At 46.2% G+C, this 22,384-nt stretch carries 16 protein-coding genes and 1 pseudogene; 16 read left to right on the top strand and 1 reads right to left on the bottom strand.

The genetic code is table 11. From position 1 onward, the window contains the following. Nucleotides 1-89: 89 nt before the first annotated feature. Nucleotides 90-725, bottom strand: a pseudogene (locus tag BK127_RS32050) (GNAT family N-acetyltransferase); the annotation flags it as partial. A gap of 326 nt (nt 726-1,051) precedes the next feature. On the opposite strand from BK127_RS32050, the gene BK127_RS32055 reads away from it, so the two are divergent. The 16 genes from BK127_RS32055 to BK127_RS32130 all read left to right on the top strand — a co-directional run bounded on the left by BK127_RS32055 (nt 1,052) and on the right by BK127_RS32130 (nt 22,379). Next, on the top strand, nt 1,052-1,813 hold the full coding sequence (locus tag BK127_RS32055) for a DeoR/GlpR family DNA-binding transcription regulator (RefSeq protein WP_076236177.1): 762 nt from the start codon (nt 1,052-1,054) through the stop codon (nt 1,811-1,813). Between the two features lie 83 nt (nt 1,814-1,896). Then, a complete protein-coding gene (locus BK127_RS32060; RefSeq protein WP_218639060.1) occupies nt 1,897-2,991 on the top strand; it encodes an alcohol dehydrogenase catalytic domain-containing protein in 1,095 nt (364 codons plus the stop codon). A gap of 130 nt (nt 2,992-3,121) precedes the next feature. After that, complete coding sequence (locus BK127_RS32065; RefSeq protein WP_076236178.1) at nt 3,122-4,174, top strand: ABC transporter ATP-binding protein; 1,053 nt, start codon at nt 3,122-3,124, stop codon at nt 4,172-4,174. Further along, nucleotides 4,167-5,045, top strand: coding sequence for a carbohydrate ABC transporter permease (locus BK127_RS32070; protein ID WP_076236179.1), 879 nt, complete (start codon nt 4,167-4,169; stop codon nt 5,043-5,045). The genes BK127_RS32065 and BK127_RS32070 overlap by 8 nt, the downstream gene beginning before the upstream one ends. Before the next feature lie 35 nt (nt 5,046-5,080). Beyond that, complete coding sequence (locus BK127_RS32075; protein ID WP_076236180.1) at nt 5,081-5,914, top strand: carbohydrate ABC transporter permease; 834 nt, start codon at nt 5,081-5,083, stop codon at nt 5,912-5,914. A 56-nt stretch (nt 5,915-5,970) separates the two neighbouring features. Next, nucleotides 5,971-7,296: an ABC transporter substrate-binding protein gene (locus BK127_RS32080; RefSeq protein WP_076236181.1), complete on the top strand. Its 1,326-nt coding sequence runs from the start codon at nt 5,971-5,973 to the stop codon at nt 7,294-7,296. A 23-nt stretch (nt 7,297-7,319) separates the two neighbouring features. Continuing rightward, on the top strand, nt 7,320-8,078 hold the full coding sequence (locus tag BK127_RS32085) for a glycerophosphodiester phosphodiesterase family protein (protein ID WP_076236182.1): 759 nt from the start codon (nt 7,320-7,322) through the stop codon (nt 8,076-8,078). A 14-nt stretch (nt 8,079-8,092) separates the two neighbouring features. Next, nucleotides 8,093-9,220, top strand: a complete 1,128-nt coding sequence (locus BK127_RS32090; protein WP_076236183.1) for a phage baseplate protein — start codon at nt 8,093-8,095, stop codon at nt 9,218-9,220. A gap of 24 nt (nt 9,221-9,244) precedes the next feature. Further along, nucleotides 9,245-9,757, top strand: a complete 513-nt coding sequence (locus tag BK127_RS32095; RefSeq protein ID WP_144026635.1) for an MgtC/SapB family protein — start codon at nt 9,245-9,247, stop codon at nt 9,755-9,757. A gap of 154 nt (nt 9,758-9,911) precedes the next feature. Beyond that, nucleotides 9,912-10,892, top strand: a complete 981-nt coding sequence (locus tag BK127_RS32100; RefSeq protein WP_076236185.1) for a sulfatase-like hydrolase/transferase — start codon at nt 9,912-9,914, stop codon at nt 10,890-10,892. Nucleotides 10,893-11,084: 192 nt separating this feature from the next. Beyond that, complete coding sequence (locus tag BK127_RS32105; protein ID WP_076236186.1) at nt 11,085-14,198, top strand: glycoside hydrolase family 2 TIM barrel-domain containing protein; 3,114 nt, start codon at nt 11,085-11,087, stop codon at nt 14,196-14,198. A 27-nt stretch (nt 14,199-14,225) separates the two neighbouring features. Further along, nucleotides 14,226-16,919: a glycoside hydrolase family 78 protein gene (locus BK127_RS32110; RefSeq protein ID WP_076236187.1), complete on the top strand. Its 2,694-nt coding sequence runs from the start codon at nt 14,226-14,228 to the stop codon at nt 16,917-16,919. A gap of 229 nt (nt 16,920-17,148) precedes the next feature. Then, complete coding sequence (locus BK127_RS32115) at nt 17,149-18,984, top strand: cache domain-containing sensor histidine kinase (protein ID WP_076236188.1); 1,836 nt, start codon at nt 17,149-17,151, stop codon at nt 18,982-18,984. A 97-nt stretch (nt 18,985-19,081) separates the two neighbouring features. After that, entirely contained in the window at nt 19,082-20,443 is a 1,362-nt protein-coding gene (locus BK127_RS32120) for an ABC transporter substrate-binding protein (RefSeq protein ID WP_076236189.1), read from the top strand. A 203-nt stretch (nt 20,444-20,646) separates the two neighbouring features. Further along, nucleotides 20,647-21,516, top strand: a complete 870-nt coding sequence (locus BK127_RS32125; protein ID WP_076236190.1) for a carbohydrate ABC transporter permease — start codon at nt 20,647-20,649, stop codon at nt 21,514-21,516. Continuing rightward, complete coding sequence (locus BK127_RS32130; protein ID WP_083689761.1) at nt 21,513-22,379, top strand: carbohydrate ABC transporter permease; 867 nt, start codon at nt 21,513-21,515, stop codon at nt 22,377-22,379. The genes BK127_RS32125 and BK127_RS32130 overlap by 4 nt, the downstream gene beginning before the upstream one ends. Nucleotides 22,380-22,384 lie beyond the last annotated feature (5 nt).

The raw sequence follows: 22,384 nt of genomic DNA on the forward strand, positions 1-22,384 counted from the left end.
AGAATGGTTTCTTTTTGTTTGACGAAATTGCAACGAGGGTGCCCCTCGCCATTTTCATGGCTTTTGGGACACCCTCTCAAACCTTTTTGAAGGCGCTCTAATAGATTCGTACGTACCGCTGGCCATTCTTCAGCCAGAATCGAAAAATACGCTGTATCCCTGATACCGCCATCACTAGCAGGAGCATGTGCCCTGCGAATACCTTCAAAAGTAGCGCCTAACCGTTGTATGGAAGAGCGAGAACGCGTGTTGCGCGCATCGGTTTTTAATGTGACTCTAATCGTATGCCAAGATTCAAACGCATGGGTCAGCATTAGCAGCTTGCATTCTGTATTTACACCAGTGCGCTGAACTGAGGAGGCAAACCAAGTACTTCCTATTTCAGCCACTGACGGCGGGGTCTCATCAGTAGGCGTGGGTCCATTGGCGACGCCTGGTGGCCATGGAGGCGGCCAGGAAAAAACTTCAAGATCGAGAAATCTTGTCGTACCGATAATACGATCTGTTTCGATGTGACGAACCACAAATGGTAATGCTCGGCCTTTCGCAAAGGACATTAGAGCGCCCTCTATGTAACGTTTAGTTTCTTCCAGTCCAAATGGCACATTTGTATAAGTGTAAGTCGACCTATCTTCCGAAGCGGCATTGCAGAGATCATTCACATGATCAATCGTCATGGGTTCTAGACAGATTAGACGACCTGGTAGTCTCACTGGCGTTAGCATGGTATCACAACCTTCAGATTTCATTTTTATTGTGAATTGAGTATTGTAAACGATTACAAATGATATCATCAATAATAACATATTAGAGCATATTATCAAACATTAATTTAGCTTATCGAGCTTAAATGAACATGTATATAACCTGTTCAAAGATAGGTTTTTCTTTCATTTCACCATTAATTATGCGCTAATCATAAAAAAAATGTGCAAGGAATGTTAAAAATAGTATTGACAGAAATGTTTACCAGTGATAATTTAAAAATACAAATAAGAGCATAAATGAACATTTATTTGCGTGCTAATGTTTGTTTGAAAGGGGCATGACCATGTTACCTGCTGAAAGAAAATTGAGAATTGTTGAATTTGTAAGACAGCATCGTGCTGCTTCAGTTGCAGCATTAGCCTTGGAATTTGATGTTCATGAAGCGACCATTCGCAGGGATTTGGCGGAGGTAGAGCAGGAAGGACTGCTCAAGAGAACTCACGGAGGAGTTATCGTGGAGCAATTGACACATAACGAGCCTTCCTTTAATGAGAGGTCCAATGTGCAGCTTGAGCAAAAGATGAGAATTGGCAAGATGGCTGCCAGCATGGTGGAGGACGGAGATCATATCATCATTGATTCAGGTACAACTACGCTTCACATTGCCAAGAATTTGATCTACCGCTCCAACATTACTGTTGTAACCAATGATATGAATATCGCAGCAGAGCTGCGTGATTCCCCGGGTATCAAGATTACGGTAACCGGTGGCGATCTGTATCCCTCGAGCTTTATGCTCAACGGGATGTTTACGGATCAAGCGCTTCGGTCGCTGCATGTATCCAAAGCTTTTATCGGTACACCGGCCATTCATCCGAAGCATGGATTAATGCATCCGGAAGCCCAACTTGTACTCGCCAAGCAAGGAATGATTAACGCGGCACAGGAAGTAATTGTAGTTGCCGACGACACCAAAATCGGTAAGCTATCCCTGCATACGGTTACGCCAAATTCCACTATTCATTCTTTAATTACAGGCAAGGATATTACGGAATATGACAGAAAGCAATTTCTAGATTCCGGAATGAATGTCATTCTTGTTTAACATCCAATGATTCTTTCAAGGTTGATCGTACAATCTCGAAATTTCATAAATAATTACAAAAATAAACGGAGGTGTTTTAGTTAGTGGTCAGCAGAATAACCGGCACCGTACCTTCACGAACTCTACGCTTAACTAAGCCGAGTGAGATTCAAGAGTTGGTAGTCGAAAGGGAAATTCGCAAGAATGAAGTTGCTGTGGAGCCAACCATCGCGAGTATATGTCACGCTGATCTGCGTTACTTTAGTGGACAGAGAAAGCCGGAGGTATTGGCCAGAAAATTACCGATGGCCTTACTGCATGAAGGGATCGGCACAGTGGTCGAAAGCAAGTCAACCAAGCTCTCCGAAGGTCAGCGAGTGCTCATTGTTCCGAACTTACCGGGCTATTTACTTCGCGGGATCGAACCTGAGGAATGTTGTCCAGCATGCAGGAATGAGATTGAAGATAACTATTGTTATCACTCTGAATTTCTGGGAAGTGGTACGGATGGGATTGCGCAAAGCCGATTGGTGCTTCCTGAGGAGTGCGCGATTCCGATTCCCGATTCCATACCCGACGAAATTGCCGTTTTGGCGGAATTATGCAGCGTTTCCTACAGAGCCTTAAGAAGCGTCAGTCACCTGTTGGATCGGGGTCGCATTGCAGTATTCGGTGATGGACCAGTTGGATATTTAACTGCAGCTATGCTGCATCATGCGTATTCAATCGATAGGGACCGTTTAGTCGTGTTCGGAGCCATACAAGAAAAGGTGGACCAATTTACTTTTGCAACGACAGAGATGGTGCAGAACTACGATTTCTTATCTGGTGAGAAAGTCGATATTGTGGTGGAATGTACAGGCGGGCGATTTAGCGAAAGTGCTATCAATCAGGGGATCGATATTCTAAAGCCTGGGGGTCATCTCATAGCGATGGGGGTTAGCGAAGATCTCGTACCGATCAATACAAGAGATGTGCTGGAGAAAGGAATTACGCTTCACGGTAGCAGCCGAAGTTCGGTGAGTGATTTCAAACAAGTACTGAAGGTTATGGAAAACACAGATTGTCAGGAAACGTTAAGAAAATTGCTTCCGGAGAAGTATACAGTGGTGAGCACGGCAGAAGACCTTGCTAGCGCTATGGAATCTGCCATGTCTCACAGGGACTGGAAAAAAACAATCCTCGACTTTCACTGGTGACACAGTGAAAGTCGTATAAAGAATTGTATCACATAACTGAATAATTGTTAATAACGGTAATTGAATTCCTGTTTCTTTTTGTAAACGCAATCATTTAAGGTCTTGGAATCATTGGTGAGGAGGATTGCACTTGGCATCTATTGAATTCGTACAAGTAACGCAGTCATTTGACAAAAATATTATTATTGAAGGTCTCGATTTAAAAATTGAAGACGGCAAATTCACGGTATTGGTAGGTCCGTCAGGCTGCGGGAAGACAACACTCCTAAGAATGATTGCCGGACTTGATCCCCATACTTCCGGATCGGTGCTTATCAACGGCAAGGACGTGACACGAATAGCTCCGGGTCAAAGAGGAGTAGCCATGGTATTTCAGAACTATGCGATTTACCCAACTATGTCCGTAAGGGAAAACATTGAATTTGGTCTGAAGAACAATAAGGTAGCCAAAGAGGAACGAACCCGATTAGTAGAGGGTATCAGTTCAACGGTAGGGTTGTCTGATTACCTGGATCGTAAACCGTCCACCTTATCGGGCGGACAGCGTCAGCGTGTGGCCTTGGCCCGCGCTATGGTCAAGAAACCATCCGTATTTCTTATGGATGAGCCGCTGTCTAATCTCGATGCCAAATTGAGAGTGCAGATGCGTATTGAACTCATTGAAATGCATAAAAAGCTCGGTACGACTTTTGTGTATGTCACTCATGATCAAGTAGAGGCGATGTCGATGGCGGACACCATTGTATTAATGAATCGCGGGCGAATCCAGCAGGAGGCGCCTCCTGAGGTCATCTACCGTCGGCCGAATAACCTTTTTGCAGCACAATTTATCGGAGTTCCACCCATGAATGTAGGTGAGTTGGGTGTAGACGGGGTGAAGTTCGGCTTCCGTCCGGAGAGCGCAGTGCTGACCACCGAACCCGGTGACTCACATTTTTCCATGCGGGGCGTGGTAGCCACAAGAGAAATGCTGGGGTCTGAAACGATCTATCAGGTTAAATCCGGCGAGAATGCTTTTATGATCAAATGTATAGAAGATTTGTTTTCTTTTGATCAGGAGGTTTATGTAGGTGTGGATGCGGCTAAGCTCTTTTTCTTTGGGGCAGATGAGAATCGTATTGACGAGGACGATATCCGTTTTGGCAACTATATGAACATGCTGAGAGGGCAGCGATATGGATAAAAAACGAATATGGGAAGCGACTCGACCCTACGTGATGGTCTTGCCCGCTATGGCAGGTATTATTTTGTTCGTCATATACCCGGTGTTCTATTTGATTAAACTCAGCTTTTATAAATACAACCTGATGAACAAGGATAAAAGCAAATTTATCGGATTTGACAATTACGCGCAAATATTCACTCGCGAGGATTTCTACAGCGCTCTAACCAATACGGTTGTCTACACAATAGGGGTCGTAGCGCTTACGATGATTTTATCGATGCTGATTGCTATTTGGCTGAACAAAAAGACCCGCTTCAATGCGGTTGTGCAAGCTGGTATCTTCACTCCGCATATCATTTCCATCGTTTCTGTCGCTCTGGTGTGGATGTGGCTTATGGAGCCTAGTCACGGCATATTGAACTTCCTGCTCAAGGCTATCGGCCTGCCTCCTTCTTCATGGCTGCAGAGCTCAAGTACTGCTATGATCTCTGTGATTATCGTGTCGGTCTGGCAAAATATCGGCTACTATACGTTAATCATCGTCGCTGCGCTTCAAAGCGTGCCGCCCAGCATCTATGAGGCCGCTGCACTTGATAATGCAAGCAGGTTCAAGATTTTCTACAAAATCACATTACCGCTTATTTCTCCGCAGCTGTTTTTCATTTTAATCATTATGACGATCGGCTCCTTTAAGGTGTTTGATACCGTCAAAATTATGACCGCAGGCGGTCCGAATAATGCCACTACGACACTCGTTTACTATATTTACGAATTTAGAACGAACAGTATTGGTTACGCTTCGGCTACCGGCGTGGTATTGATGGCGATCATTGCCATTTTGACGTTTATCTACTTCCGACTGCTGTCCAAAAAGGTGCATTATCAATAAGCTGCCGAGATGATCGAGACAAAGGAGGTGTGTAATTGGTGACATTCGATATCAAATTCGTCAAGGGAACATTTGGATTTATATGTAAGGCTGCCATTTTGATGGTGTTTGTATTTCCGTTTCTATGGATGATTTCAACCTCTCTGCAAACCTTTCAGGAAACATTGACGTTTCCGCCAACGTGGATTCCGGCATGGCCGCAGTGGAATAATTTTGTGCAAGCGATGCAGTCAGGGCCGTTTTTGACCTACGCCAGAAACTCTCTTGTTGTCACATTGTCCGTCATTATCCTGCAGTTGGTTGTGATGATACCGGCCGCGTATGCCTTTGCCAAATACAAGTTTGTGGGGAAAGAATTGTTATTTGCCCTGGTTTTGCTGGCATTTATGATTCCCGGGCAGGTTACGTTCATTCCTGTATACCTGATGCTGGCGGATTGGGGAGTAATTAATTCGCTTTTACCGCAAATTATTCCTTTCATGGCAAACGCATTTGGGATATTTCTATTGCGCCAATATTTTATGCAAATTCCGCAGGAAATCATAGAATCAGGACGATTGGATAACGCCAGCGAATTGAAAATTATATGGAAAATCATGATTCCCATGTCAATGCCTGCATTAGCAACGATCGCTTTATTCAGCTTTGTCAGTCATTGGAATGATTATTTCTGGCCATTGGTCATGACAGATTCGGCGCAGGTTCGACCTTTGACCATGGGAATCGCCATGCTGAGGGAGACCGAAGGGATCAGCAACTGGCACATTATCATGGCAGGTAATGTCGTGTTGGTTGTTCCTATTCTTATCGTATATCTGTTTACTTCCAGACAAATTGTCAAAGCTTTTGTTTACTCCGGGATCAAATGATGCCCGAATCGCGATATATACGAAGAAAACTATAAATCATATGGAGGTTATCCGTTATGAAGAAAACGCTTTCAACTGGATTATTGTCGATGACAATGCTGTCGACTCTGCTTGCAGCTTGCAGTGGTGGTCCATCTCAGCAAACCATGGAACCGAAGACCACTCCCCAAGCCTCAACGACTGCACCGGCGCCGACGGGTACAACTGGTAAAACAACCGTGCAATTCTGGCATTCCTTAGGCGGCAAAAACGGCGAATACACCGATGCTATGATCAAACGGTTTAATGCATCCCATGACAAAATCGAAGTGGTCGGAACCTTTCAGGGTTCCTATGATGAGACCGTTACCAAGCTTCAGCAGGCGGTTGCTGCTAAAAGCGGACCGGATGTAGCGATGCTGGAACGCGCTTATGTGCAGATGTTTGCAGACTCGGACGTGCTGGAAGACATGAATCCTTATCTTAAAAAGTCGGGATTAAGCAGTGATGACTTTACTGCCGGCCTGATGGGACATTCGACATTTGATAAGAAATTAGTATCCTTGCCATTGAATCGTTCCACCCCGATTTTACATGTGAACAAGACGATGCTGGATGAAAAAGGACTCGCTGTACCAAAAACATGGGAAGAATTGAACAAAGTCGCGAACGCTCTGGTAATCAAAGAAAATGGAGAATTCAAACGCTATGGGTACAGCATGCCTTACGACACCTGGTATCCGATTGCCATGATCAGCCAAGCCAAGGGCAAGTTTTTTAATGATGCCAATACTTCAATCGGATTTAATAATGGTGAAGGTGTAAAAACCTTTAAATTTCTGAAGGATATGCAAAGCACCGGCGCTCTGTATTATCCACCTGCACAGGATTCGGGCAACATTGTCAATCAGATGTTTACCAGCGGTAAGATCGGCATGATGTTCCAATCCACCGGTGTCATCGGCAGTTTGACCGATTCAGTGAAGTTTGATTATGTAACGGCATTCCTGCCGATGGATCAAGTTTATGCGAACCCTACTGGGGGAGCCAACGTAGCATTAATGTCGGATTCCAAAAATAAAGAGGCCGCATGGGAATTTATTCGTTGGACCATGACGGATCCTCAAGGCGGCTTACAATTCATTTTGGATTCAGGTTATCTACCTTTCACTAAAAAAATGGTGGAGTCCCAACAGATGAAGGATCTTTGGGCCAAACAGCCGAATCGCAAAGTGGCTTACGATCAGCTTCAATATGCGATCGATACGAATAAGAATGTAGCTTGGACGCAGGTTAATCAAGAGTTCAACAAAGCCATTCAGGCCATTATGTATGACAACAAGAATATAGAAGCGACTCTGGATACCTTTAAGAAAGAAACAGAACGGATTATTAAAAAGTAGGTGGAAAGGATGGGAAATTGCTCATGATTGAACGTCTTGAAAACAATACTGACATCATTGTAGCGGCACATAGAGGATTAAAATCCGATTATCCGGAAAATACGCTGCTAGCCTTTCAAAAAGCACTTGAGTCTGAAGTGGATATGCTGGAGTTTGACCTCCGGCTATCCAAGGATGGTGTTGTTATGGTCATACACGATGAAACTTTGGAACGCACCACGAATGGTTCCGGTCAAGTAAGCGACTATACATGTGCTGAGCTTAAGCAGTTGGATGCGGGGGCCTGGTTTGGACCTGTATTCGAGGGACTGAAGATTCCGACCTTTGAAGAACTGTGCAGGCTGATTGCCGCCTACCCGGATGTGCTCCTAAATGTGGAGATTAAGCCAAGCCCACATGCAAAGGAGGCTGCGGATAAGGCGGTAGCGATGCTGGAGGCGTATGACTACCTTCCACGCTGCGTCTTCACCTGCTTTGATGCGGAGATTATTGCTTATATCTACGATACGTACCAATTAAAAACCCAGGGATTCCCTGCAGAGCTGATGTCTAATTTTGTTAATGGACCGGACGGCACCTACTCCAAGATGTGGGCTGCAGGTATCAGTATGAAGCTGTTGACGCCAATGATCGTCAAGGATTTTTTGAATATGGGTATTAAACCATGGTGCTACTGCCCTGATATTGATCAACAGGTTTATTATGCATTAGGTTGCGGTGCATTTTTGATGACCTGCAACAACCCGCGGCCTGCAATGCGGATTCGGGGTCAGATAAAATAATAGAGAGGTGACCTATGAAATCTTTTACTGGAACCATGAATCAAGTAATTCGTCGGTCATTTAACAGAAAACATCTTTTGAAAATTGTAATTGGAGCGGCACTACTAAGCCTGCTTCCCTTATCTTCTTCCACTATCCAAGCAGAACGGGATGTTTTAAAATCAAAGATGTTTGTGCTTTCGGACCCGGCTTCTGAATGGATCCATGAAAAAGCGCTGCAGGATGGCACGGTAATGCAATCGTTCGCCTTCGATAATGTGAATCAGCATATTTATGTAGTTCAATTAATGGCAGGCGGGCAGCAACTGCCGGGAGAGAACGCTGTGGTTAGCGGAGCAAACAGGGATGCAAACGGCGATTTGGCATTAACGCAGCTAGACATGCAGGGCAACAAGCTTGGCTATATGTACCTGAAAGGATTCGGTCATGGAGTTCAAATCGGTGTGGAAACGGTGGGCGAAACAGCCTATTTATGGACAGAAACGGATTCTGTAAAGGAGGGCAGCAGCGGCTGGGGAACGCAAATTGGCAGATTCCCATTCGAGAACGGTAAGATTCTCAGCACAGAATCGCCGGAAATTGAAAAATACCGCCTTGTGGAAGGCGCGGATCGGACGACGGTCAATATTGATGCGGCTAACGGATTGTTGACCCTGCGTTATCGTGTCAATGGTGTATTCCGTTTCGGCGTGTATGAGCTGGAAGAAATTAAAAAGAACCAGTACACTCCATTGGCTGACGTTCTTCAACCGGCGGTTGGTACCTTCCAAGGATTTGCTTCCTACGGCGGGTATTTGTACCTTCTTGAAGGTAGTTCTTACGGTTCGGCCGGTTCGGTTGCGCCTATCGGGAATACTTACATCACAGCTGTAGATTTAAACACGGGAGATGTTATTGACAAGCAGCTCATAACAGCCGGAGATACGCTCTCATTCAGAGAACCGGAAGGACTCAGCATTCATCTTACAGATTCCAGACATCCGGAGAACGCTCAATTAAGTTTCGGTTTCGCCTCCAATTTTACGCCTAACCGATTGGCAAATATTTATTATGTAGACCGGCTGCTTCCTCCTGAGGCCGCTCTGAATATGCCAGCACTAAGGACTGACTCGGCTATTGACATGGAGGCAATTACGGATTGAAGGATGGGACTGGAATTGATCGATATGTGGCATAACCTATTTTCGGTAACTCATTTTGAAATGTATCTACGCATCTTGATGAGTGCTTTTGTAGGTTTTATTATTGGATTGGATCGTGAAACCAAAAATAAACCGGCTGGTATTAAAACATTCATGTATGTTTGTGTATCCAGCGCATTATTAACGATTATTTCGATATACAGTGTGGAGCAGTATAGTTCGGAAACGAACCGGACCATGATGGATCCCATGCGTTTGGCGGCTCAAATTGTAGCCGGCCTTGGATTTCTGGGGGCTGGTGTTATTCTGAAGGACGGCTTTCAAGTGAAGGGATTAACTTCGGCAGCAATGATCTTATTTGTAGGTGGTGTTGGTATTGGGATCGGCGCCGGGTTTTATGGACTCATTGTTTTTACCGTACTCATCTCCATGGTTGTGGCTCGAATGGGCAATTATATTGAATCCAACCGACTTGCGAGATCAAAATTGGTTCAGTCGGAGAACATCGTCACACGTTCGGATGCTTCCGATTGCTGATTGAGAGAGGTTAATCCAACAATAGCAAAAACATCCCTGACCATGGCTGGCGTCAAAGCGCTACAGTCGGTTCGGGATGTTTTTGGCTTTCTAATTTCGTTAAACAAATGATTCTGGGGTGGTGAGGTAATTTGAATTTAGGAGGCACAGTACGATGAAAAAGAAGCCGCATATACTTATATTTAACCCTGACCAATGGCGCAGTGATGTCATGGGCCATATGGGAAATCCGGCTGCCGTAACTCCCTATTTGGACCAGCTGGTAGAAACCGATGGAGTTTCCTTCCGCAATGCCTTTTGCCAGAATACGGTATGTACACCTAGCCGTTGTTCCTTTATGAGTGGGTGGTATCCACATGTTCGAGGACATCGGACTATGTACCATATGATGCAGCCCGAGGAGCCTGTATTATTGAAAACACTTAAAGAGGAAGGATATTTTGTATGGTGGGGCGGTAAAAATGACCTCGTGCCAGCTGAAATTGGGTTTGAGAAGTATTGCGACATAAAGTATCAACCTGCCCGTACTCCCCGGAGAGAGACGAATTTACACGCCCATGATGTATGGAGAGGGACGTCAGAGGCAGATAATTACTTCTCTTTCTATGCTGGTAAGCTGGAGAAGGGGGAGGAAGAAGAAACCTACTACGATGGGGATTGGGCGAATGTGCTGGGAGCCATTGATATGATTCGCCATGCGCCCTCCGATAAGCCGTTATGTATCTACTTGCCTTTGCTTTATCCCCATCCTCCGTATGGTGTAGAAGAGCCTTATTTCAGTATGATCGATCGGGATATGCTTCCACCGCGTATTCCTGCCCCACAAGACTGGAGCACCAAGCCAAGCCTGATGAAAGGAATTTATGAGCAGCAGCATTTACAAGGCTGGACGGAGGAACGGTGGAACGAGCTTCGTGCAACCTATTACGGAATGTGTGCCCGTGTTGACAAACAATTCGCCATGGTGAACGAGCTGGACGAGTTATATGATTTAATCAATGATCCCGGAGAAACGGTCAACCGGATCAATGATCCCGGAATGGCTGATGTGTTGGCAGAGCTGAAGGAACGCTTGCTAACCTTCTATCAGGAAACCTGCGATGCCGTCCCGCATTATACGAATAAGCGAGGCTAAATGGTAATGGAATAAGCCACCGAAACATGTCCAAATGTTTCGGTGGCTTATTTTTTGGAGAAAACAGCATATAGCTTGAATACGATAATCAGAAAGACAAACATAAGAGGTCGGTATTGTGAATGGTTTCAAAGCAGGTTTTTATTTATGATTATTGAAAACGATTACACAATCCGCTGGAGGCTTTCGGATATGCATAATGAAACCAAGGAAATACCAGATTGGGCAAATCTACAAGTACTGGAGAGAGGCTTACTGCCCTCTCATGCTCATTTGATCCCTTACGATAGCTGGGAGCATGCTTTAGGGCAATCCTCTGAGGCGTCCGCCTATTATCAGGGATTGAATGGAGATTGGCCGTTTATGTATGCAGAATCTCCGATCGAGGCACCGCTGGATTTTATGGACCCAGACTATTCTACGGCCGACTGGCCTGTTCTACCCGTGCCCTCCAACTGGCAGCTGCATGGGTACGGACGACCCCATTATAGCAGTTGTCCCTATCCATTTCCCATTGACCCGCCTCATGTGCCAAGCCGTAATCCGGTAGGCTGCTATCGTCGATCCTTTAAGGTAGCCGACATATGGTCCGATAGACGAGTTCATCTGGTTTTCGAAGGTGTGGATTCAGCATTTCATGTATGGATCAATGGACAGTTTGCAGGTTACAGTCAAGGCAGTCACTATCACTCTGAATTCGACATTACTTCATATGTGCAGCCTGGGGAAAACAGCTTGTCCGTTCGCGTCTATCAGTGGTCGGATGGAAGCTATCTGGAAAGTCAGGATAAGTGGCGGCTGAGCGGAATTTTCCGTGATGTTTATTTACTCTCGTATCCCAATATATCGGTTCGCGATGTATGTGTTCAGACTCGATTGGCGACAGGGAACAGCCGTGCAGAATTGGATATTCGCGTGGATACTGCTAATCGGTCAGGTAGAAGCGGCCTTAAGCCTTCTAAGCTGAGATTGACATTGCTGGACGGGCAGGGAAAGCAGGTCTTTGACCATTATTACAAGGAGTTAATTGATCCAGAACCGAGCAGCGAGCAGATCATTCAGGTTGTGAAGCCTATAGAAAGTCCACTTCTGTGGTCGGCTGAGACACCGAACTTGTATGTACTTTTGTTAACCTTATATGATGCAGAGCAAACAATGTCCGAGGTATTGAGGGTCTCAGTAGGCTTCCGCGATATTCGGATTGAAGTAGGACAGATGCTGGTCAATGGCAGTCCGATCACGATTAAGGGTGTTAATCGTAATGAGTTTGACCCCGACCTGGGATATGTGACGACGCTGGAGTCGATGAAGCGGGACATTACTATCATGAAGCAGCATCATATTAACGCAGTTCGTCTGTCTCATTATCCAAATGATACAAAATGGTTGGAACTGTGCGACAGCTATGGTCTGTATGTCATCGATGAGGCTGATCTGGAAACGCATGGTTTTCATTTTATAGGCAACGAAAGCTATTTATCCTCACATCCGGATTGGGAAGCAGCCTACTTGCAGCGAGCCGAACGAATGGTGGAGCGGGATAAAAATTATCCGTCAATCATCATGTGGTCGCTTGGTAATGAATCCGGTTATGGTCCAAATCATGATAAGATGGCACAATGGATTCGAGCAGTGGATACCACCCGACCTGTTCATTATGAACGGGCATATGATGCCCCGGTTGTCGATATCGTCAGCAGCATGTATCCGTCTGTGGCAATGGTTGTTGAAGAGGGACAGAAAGACGATCCACGTCCTTATTTGATGTGCGAGTTCGGTCATGCGATGGGGAATTCGACTGGCAATTTGCAGGAGTACTGGGAAGCTATTGATAAGTATCCCAGGCTGCTCGGTGGATTGATTTGGGAGTGGGCCGATCAAGGCATTCGTCAGGTTGATGAGCATGGCCGAGCTTGGTACGCTTACGGTGGTGACTTTGAGGATGAGCCGAACAGCGGTCATTTTTGCCTGGATGGGTTGCTGTTTCCGGACAGGAGCTTGAAGGCAGCTATATTGGAATATAAAAAGGTGATCGAGCCTGTTAAGATTGAAATGGTAGAGGATAACGATAAGGATAACAACACAATTGATTTAGGAACAACTCCAGGAGCTTCTCAGCATCGAGTAATAAAGATCAAGAATAAATACGACTTTTTGACCTTATCTCATCTTGATGGTGAATGGCAGCTGCTGCGTGATGGTAGGGTCGTGACGTCAGGTGAACTGCCGTTACTGCAAACACCTGCGGGTGTAGAAGAGAACATACCCGTACTTTTACCCGTAGATGCCATGATACAGGGAGGCGAATATTGGCTGCATGTTCGTTTCAAGCTAAAGAACGATACGCTATGGGCACAGAAGGGGCATGAAGTGGCCTGGAGTGATCTCGCTTTAGGGTACATTAAGCACCCGAGTAAGCATGAGGAAACCTTACCGCTGCTCAAGCTGGAGGAAACGTTGAACGCCATAAGGATAGGAGATAGCAGTTCCTTAATCGCGTTTAGCAAGGCGCAGGAAATCATCTCCTCATGGCGCTTTAAGGGATTGCAGCTGCTCTCCGCTGGACCTGTTATTCATTTATGGAGAGCACCGGTTGACAACGATGTTCATATGGCTAAAGAATGGATCAAGGCTGGATATAATCGTTTGGTGATTCAGTATCATCATCTTTCGATTGAACCTCCCGGTGAACAGGGTGCACGACTTATTGTACAAGGTGTAATCGGTGCAAGAGGTGAACCCATTGCCTTCCGATCCAAGACAGTGTACACGTTTACAAATAGCGGTGAGCTTATACTGGAGGTTAGTCTCGAGCCAAGAGAAGGATTGCCGCCGCTGCCGCGATTTGGAATTGAGCTGCGAATGCCAGTGGAATTTAACCAATTGAGCTGGTTTGGCAGAGGCCCGCATGAATGTTATGCCGATCGCAAGGAAAGTGGAAAATTGGGTGTACACAGTGGTTCTGTACAGGAGCAGTTTGTACCTTACATTAAACCTCAGGAAAATGGAAATAAATCCGACGTGCGATATGCCAAGGTAACGAATCATGACGGGATCGGTTTGTTGTTCAGCGGGCTGCCGTTATTCGAATTCAGTGCTCATCATTATGAGACCAAGAATATGACCATAACGAAAAATGTTCATTTATTGACACGTGTTGAGGAAACGATTATCAAAATCGATGCTGCACAGAGTGGTTTAGGCAATCATAGCTGTGGCTATGCTCCCACACTGGAACCGTATTTAATTGAAGCAAAACCCATGAAATTTACAGTGTGTATACAGCCCGTGCAGCGAGACTTATAGACTAAAAAATCGAATGGAGGTTTCACGATGACAATTCGTGTGATTGCTTGCAAAACGGAATATATGACAAACCCGTTAGGCCTTGATGAGCGCAAGCCAAGACTATTTTGGCAGCTGGAGACGGAGGAGCGTGAGACGAACCAGAAGGCTTACCAGATACTGGTTGCCAGCACGCGTGAAAAGCTGAGTCATCATGAAGGTGATTTATGGGATAGCGGCAAGGTTGAGTCTCGGCAATCGGTTCATGTTGTGTACGAGGGTAAGCCTGTGAAATCGGAAGGCGAATATTTCTGGAAAGTACGCGTCTGGGATCATCATGAACGTACCTCGGACTGGAGCGAAACCGCGTTTTGGACGATGGGCTTATTGTCACGAGGAGAATGGAAGGCAACCTGGATTGGACGGAAAGCAGAAGAGGATATCGATATGCAGCCCTCTCCTTATTTTCGCAAGGAGTTTACAGTCAAAGGACCGGTGAGACGTGCCGTAGCTTACGCAACTGCGCTTGGACTGTTTGAATTGCGGGTTAATGGAGAAGCTGTCGGAGATCGTTTTGCACCGGGCTGGACGGATTACGATACGCGTGTTCAGGTATCAGCCTTTGATTTGACCGACAAGCTTAAGGAGGGTGCGAATGCTTTCGGTACGATTCTTGGAGACGGCTGGTACTCGGGATATGTCGGATTTTTGGGGAGAAGCGTGTATGGGGAAAGACCGTTTTTCCTTATGCAGGTCAATATCGATTATGCGGATGGAACCAGAGAAAGTGTTATCACGGATGCAAGTTGGAAAACAGCGAGGGGCCCGATTCAATATTCGGATATGATTAAAGGTGAAACCTATGACGCCCGTCTGGAGCTTACTGGCTGGGATCGTCCAGCATACAACGATGCGGCATGGGAAGAGCTGGATATCCGCCCGGGCTATAATGGATTGCTGGTTGCCGCCGTCGAGCCGCCGGTTCGCATTACACAAGTTGTAAGGCCTATTGATGTTAGAAAGACGGAACAGGGCAGCTATATTTATGATATGGGACAAAATATGGTCGGCTGGACCGAGCTCAGAGTCGAGGGTGAGCGCGGTACAAAGATTACGCTCAGTCATACGGAGATGCTTAACCCTGACGGGTCGATGTATCTGGACAATCTACGTGAGGCCGTGCAGCAAAACCACTATATATGTAAAGGTGAAGGGAAGGAGCGTTATGAGCCCCATTTTACATTCCAAGGCTTCCGCTATGTGGAGCTGATTGGATATCCGGGAGAGCCGGGGCCGGATGCTGTACTTGGGAAAGTTGTGCATTCCGATACACCACTCACGGGCAAGCTTACAACCTCTGATGAAATGGTCAATAAGCTGTACGCCAATATTACGTGGGGTCAGCGAGGCAATTTTCTTTCTGTGCCTACGGATTGCCCACAGCGAGATGAACGTTTGGGTTGGACAGGAGATGCGCAAATATTTGCCCGTACAGCTTCTTATAATATGGACGTATCGCGCTTTTTCACCAAATATATGTGGGATGTGATTGACAGTCAGCAGCCCTCGGGAGCGTTTGCCGATGTGGCTCCAGATGCCGGTTGGATTCGTTATAAAAACTGGAGTACCCGCTTAAACTGGTTTGCTCCCGACAATGCCGGCTGGGGGGATGCGGGGGTTGTTATTCCCTGGACGCTATATTTGATGTATGGGGATACGGAAATCCTGCGGACCCATTATGCGGCTATGGTCCGCTGGGTCGAGTATTTGCAGGCGAATACGAATGATCTCGTTCGGCCCGATTATGCCAACTACGGGGACTGGCTGTCCATTGATGCGGATACACCGAATGAAGTGCTGGCAACAGCTTACTTTGCCTACAGCACGAAGCTGCTTGCGCAAATTGCCGGGGTTCTCGGTCACGCAGCCGATGAGCTGCATTACCACTCCTTGTTTGAGCAGATTGCCGCGGCATTCCGCAATGCCTTTATAGACAGCGAAGGACAAATTTACGGGAATACGCAGACCGTTTACGTATTGGCCCTTCAATTTGGACTGCTGACAGAGGCGCTGCGTCAGCAAGCAATCCAGCATCTTGTGAACGATATCGAGCGCCGTGGCAACCGATTATCGACTGGATTTCTCGGTGTAGGCTATTTATTGCCGGCTCTCACTGACAATGGCAGACTGGATATTGCCTATAAGCTGTTGAGTCAAGAAGCATTCCCATCCTGGATGTATTCTATCAAGCACGGAGCGACAACGATCTGGGAGCGTTGGGACGGCTGGACCGAAGAGAACGGTTTTCAGACGCCTGGGATGAACTCGTTCAATCACTATTCACTTGGATCGATAGGGGAATGGATGTACCGTTATATGGCTGGTATCGATACGGATGCCGAACAACCTGGGTTTCAGCATGCTGTTATCCGGCCGCAGCCAGGAGGAAGCTTGACTTGGGTTCAAGCAGATTATGATTCGTTATACGGTACGATTTCTGTGGAATGGTGCGTATCCGACCGTGGGACATTCCGTTTGCAGGTCAAGGTGCCAGCCAATGCAGCTGCCACCGTATATGTACCGGGCAGCGGAGTACGGGTCGATGGCGTTGAGATTCAAGCTGACAGCATAGGTGCGTCTGCTGTAATTGGCTGCTACCCTCTGGGTGAAGCAGATGGTGTCTCCCGATTCCGAATCGGCTCAGGTGTTTATGTATTCGAGAGCGAAGGGTTTCCTGCATAAAACAGTTTACAGAAATCAAGCGGCGTTATATCGTTAGTATAGCGGTACGGACATGGTGAGTAGTGCTTAGTGCTACACCTATCCGTAAAAAAGCAGACAGGATCGAAGCAGCAGAGCGGCAGCGCTTATGCTGGCTTCCTTCACTGTCTGTAGTTGTTTATGAGCAGCATAAGGACTGTTCAGCGCCACCAATTTCATGCACCTATATCCCCATTTGGGAGGAGACACCATGCGCTTTCATCTATCAAAAGGAATCTTGGGAGCAGCTCGTTCCTTATTTACGAGTATTCGGGTGACGCTGCACTTAAGCTACTTTGTCGTCATATTGCTCGGAATTACTTTGGTCGGAACCGTTTCCTTCTACGTCTCCTATCAGTCGATGCTGGAGCGTGTGGAGTCGGCAAGCTTTCAGATTGTCAGGCAAATCGAGAAAAATATGGATAACGATTTTCAAAACAAACGAAATCTGCTGCTCGCTCCCTACTACAATCAGGAATATATAGATGGAATCAACGCTTACGCGACGATGGACGAGCAGGCCCAATTTCTGTTTCGACAAAAAATCGGCGACCTGTTTTTGAAAAGCTTCAACATTACCCCGATTCGTGACTTTAAGCGCTTTCAAATTTACTACAGCAGCGGCGAGCTTCTTAATGCATCAGATGCGTACAAAGCGATCGCTGCCAAGGATGTACAAAATGCCGATTGGTTTCGCCAAACGGTAGCCAAGGACGGACGTGTTCACTTTAACGGTCCGCTCACCAGCATGCCTGCAGAAACAGGGGAAGCCGCTTATTCTTCTTCGCTGCTGATTCGAGACTTCTCGAATCCGGTCAATTTTATTATCGTGCGTGCGGAATACAATGATGAATTATTTCGCAGTATAGGCCAGAACGATAACCTGTCCGCCAGCAGCCGCATCGTCATTCTGAATGAGCATAATCAGCAGGTTTACAGTTCCTCTGAGCGTCCGGATACAGCCTCAGAGCCAGGTATGCTGTCTCTTATTAACGGTGAAAGCGGCAAGTTCTGGTATGGAAGCGGTCAAGACGAAAGGCTTGTTTCTTACACACGTTCCGATTATTCCAATTGGAAAGTGGTGCTGGTTACGCCAAAGAAAGAAATATTCGGGCCATTGGATCAAATCAAAACGACGACTCTGGTTACCGCACTGATTGCGTTTGTCGTAACCTTATGTATTTCTTTATTGTTTGGAAGAAGCATTACCAATCCGATTCTGGACTTATACAAAACCGTGAACCGGGTCAAAAGAGGCGATTTTTCAGTTCGTGTTCATGTGAAAAGAAGTGATGAAATCGGGCGGATTGCGACGAATTTCAATGATATGCAGGATGAGCTGCAGACGTTGATTGAATCCAAATACATTTACCAGATCAAGCTGCAGCAGGTGGAACTGGCGATGCTGTACTCCCAGATCAACCCGCATTTTCTGTACAATACGCTGGATAGTATCAAGGCGATGGCTGATTATTACAAGGTTGAGGATATTGGGGACATGGCTCAATCACTTGCCGATATGTTTCGGTATAACACCAAAAGCAAGGATGAGGTTGTGACACTCCGTGATGAGCTGGAGCAGATTGATGCTTATATGAACATTCAGCGGACGCGGTTCGAGGATAAGCTAGCCTACGAGCTGGACATTGAAGAGGAGTTGTATACGTTTGCTATTCTCAAAATGACGCTTCAGCCTCTGGTGGAAAACGCCGTCTTTTATGGAGTGGAGCAAAAGCTTGGCAAAAGCACGATCCGAATCACTGCCCGCAAAGAGGATAACCATATGCTGCTGACGATTAGCGACGATGGCGTAGGGATGAGTGGGGAGCGTTTACAAGAAATCTATGCCAGATTGGGCGAACCCTTCTATATGGAGCATCTTCCGGTCGCAGCATCCGAGGGTGGTATTGGGCTCAGAAATGTGTATGCTCGTTATGCGATCAGGCTGGGTGACCAATTTGAGTTCCAAATCGATAGTCAAGCTGGACATGGAACCTCGGTGACACTCAAGCTGTCAGCGGAAAATTCACTTACCAAACCACAGTAAGAATATTCAACATTAATGGTCGAAATCATGGATATGGCTTTGGAAAGCGTTTGCATATAATCAAGTTGTAAGCGATTCCTTGAGGAGGTCTAAATAAATGAACAAGAAGAAAACGGTGGTATCGTTGTTGGCGTTCTGTATGACGGCAGCGGCTTTGGCCGGTTGTGGATCAAGTAATACAGCAGCCCCAGCGGTCGACACTAAGAAAGCGGATACAGGAGCGGCACCTGCGGCGCCAGAGCCAGCGAAGAAAAAAGATCCCGTTACCCTGACATTTGTCATCGCGAACACGGTCGATGCTGCGCCTTTCAACAAAATTTTTGAAGCCTACCAAAAGCAAACCGGCAACAAAGTCGAGCTGCAAGCGCTGCCGGGCGGCGAATTCGATAACATGATGAAAACCCGATTTTCCACAGGTGATTTTCCCGATCTGTTCCTGATGCAGCCGGGTACGAAGCAGAATGTTAAATTGAGAGCGGAAGAAACACTGCAGGAGTGGTCAGGCAGTGCTGATATATGGGATCGGATTATTCCTTCGATGAAAGAGTTTCAAACGACTCCTGACAAAAAGATTTACGGCGTTCCCTTCGGTGCAACGGGAATGATGGGCATTTACTACAATAAAGATGTGTTCAAAAAAGTAGGGGTTGAAGCACCCAAAAACTACGCCGATTTGATCGACATAGCGAAGAAAATCAAAGGCGCCGGAATTACTCCTTTCTATGAGGGTGTGAAGGACGGATGGCCGCCGCAAATCTTTTACTTTACCGGTTGGGTGTCCAACGTAGACCCTGTTATTGGCGATGCAGGTGTCCAGAAGCTGGAGAAAAACGAACTGAATCTTGCTGATATACCTGAGCTGAAAGACTTGTTCGCCAAGCAAAAGGAACTGAAGGATTTGGGTTTGTATCAAGACAACGTACTGGCTGGAACTTATGATGAGCTGCAAAATGGAATGGGTGACGGCAAGGTAGGAATGGCTTTTATGCTGGATGGCATCATTCCGCAGCTGGAAAAGAAGTTCGGCAAGCCTTTCGTCACGGATAAAATCGGGTTCTTCCCATTCCCATCGGCTAAGGATGCAGGTACTGCGTTAATCACGCCTCCCAACCAGCTGATGATTCCGACCAAAGCCAAAAATGCCAAGGAAGCAGCCGAGCTGATTAAATTCATGATTTCACCCGATATGGTTAACCTGTATTACCAAGCGGCACCTGGTATTCCTATTTTCAAAGGCGCCAAAAGCGAGCTGTATCCGGTTCAGCAAACGGTTAACGATCTGATTGCTGCTGGCAAATCGAAGGTGAATGTTCAGAACCGTCTGACGCCTACCTTCGCTGATTTCCAAAAAACGCTTCAAACTTTCTTTATCAATGGCAGTGTCGATGCGGCTATCAAGGAATTTGATGCCAATTATAAGAAGGATGGTAAAGCCAAGCGGCTTCCTGGATTTGAGTAAGAGGGGAAAAAGGTCGGTTGCTTCAGAGAAGGGGTATGTCTCCGGTCGCTGTTGAAATCGTGAATTTGTATCATTTCAAGTGGTGTATTCACGATTTCAAAGGCGAACGCTACGCTCCTCCATCACACCCCTTCTCTTCCGCTCTCCCTTTTTTGAAGCAGGTGATATAAAGATTAGTTCAAAAATTTTGAGGAGGTGAAGACATGGGGAAAAATAAGTATCCACTCTATTTTTCATTTCCTGCGCTCGCTGTTTTCCTGTTATTTTTTATTACACCAACTATAATCGGATTTTATTATAGCTTTACCGATTGGAACATCAACGCGCCGAACATCAAATTTATCGGCTTGGATAATTATAAAGAGCTGATGAAGGAGCCGAGATTGGCAACGGCTTTCTCCAATACGTTGATTTTTGCTGCGGTAGTCACGGTGATGCAGAACGTTATCGGTTTAGGTCTGGCTTTGATTTTGAATGAGGCTCTGAAGCTGCGCAACTTGCTGAGGATGATATTTTTCCTGCCTTACGTGATCGCGCCTCTTGTTATCGGCTATATTTTTCGTGCCATTTATCATCCTGAGCATGGTATTGTGAACGTGGTGTTGAAGAGCACGGGGCTTGGGTTCCTCTCGCACGATTGGCTGAATGATCCAAGCTACGCTTTGTTTTCCATTATCGTGACCGATCTTTGGCGTGTTGCTGGATTCTCGATGGTTGTTTACTTGGCAGGGCTGCAGTTTATTCCGAAAGATCTGATTGAAAGCTCGTCCATTGACGGTGCTAATTATTGGAGACGTTTCCGCAATATCGTATTTCCGCTGCTGGCTCCTGCTTTTACGGTGAATGTACTGCTCTCGATGATCGGCTCGATGAAGGTATTCGAAATGGTCATGGTGCTGACCGAGGGTGGGCCCGGTTATACGACGGAAGTGTTCTTCACTTATATACGAGGGATGTTCAGTACTGGTGAGTTCGGATATGCCACGGCAATCAACATTATGCTGTTCCTGCTGGTAAGTGCTGTAGGAATACCTGTGCTCGCTGTAATGAAGAAAAGGGAGGTGGAGATGTGATCACAGAACAAGCTGTACAGAGGCAAATGGTCAAAAGCTATAAGCCTAAGCGGCGTCTGGGACTGATTGTGCTTGAATTGGTGGCGATTGCTTTGGCGCTGCTCATTCTGATCCCTTTTCTGATGATTCTGGTCAATTCGTTTAAGGGTATACGTGAATCCGCCTTGTTCGCCCTATCGCTTCCTACGGTTTGGCAGTTTGATAATTATAAGGAAGTGTTCAATCAAGGCCATATCATGCGTGGATTTTCCAACAGCTTGTTGATTTCTGGTCTTACCGTGGTGTGTGTCAATGTATTTGCCTCCATGGCCGCGTTTATTATTCAGCGGAGGGACTCGAAGTTTTTGCGCGGCTCCTTCTATATGTTCATTATGGGTTTAATTGTGCCAGTGTCGATCATACCGACCATCAAGCTGATGGGGGATCTGCATATTAAAGGAACTTATTTTAGTTTGATTATGTATTACACGGCTGTATTACTGCCCTTCTCGGTATTTCTGTTGGTCGGATTTATGAAATCGATTCCGCGGGAGCTTGATGAAGCGGCGCTGTTGGAGGGCTGTGGCTATTTCCGACTGTATGCCCAAATCATTCTGCCGCTGCTGATGACTGTGCTGGTAACGGTTACGATAGTGGTGATGGTCTCGGTATGGAACGATTTCTTCGGACCCTTTTACTTAATGACGGACAGTACGAAGTGGACCTTGGTGCTTTCAATATTTAATTTTGTTACGATGTTCAGTACGAATTGGGGTGTTGTGTTCGCCTTTATGGTTATTGTTGTAGCTCCCATATTGGTCATATACCTGCTGCTGCAAAGATATATTATCGACGGATTAACGGCGGGGTCTATGAAAGGGTAATCGGA

This window comes from Paenibacillus sp. FSL H7-0331 (assembly GCF_001956045.1).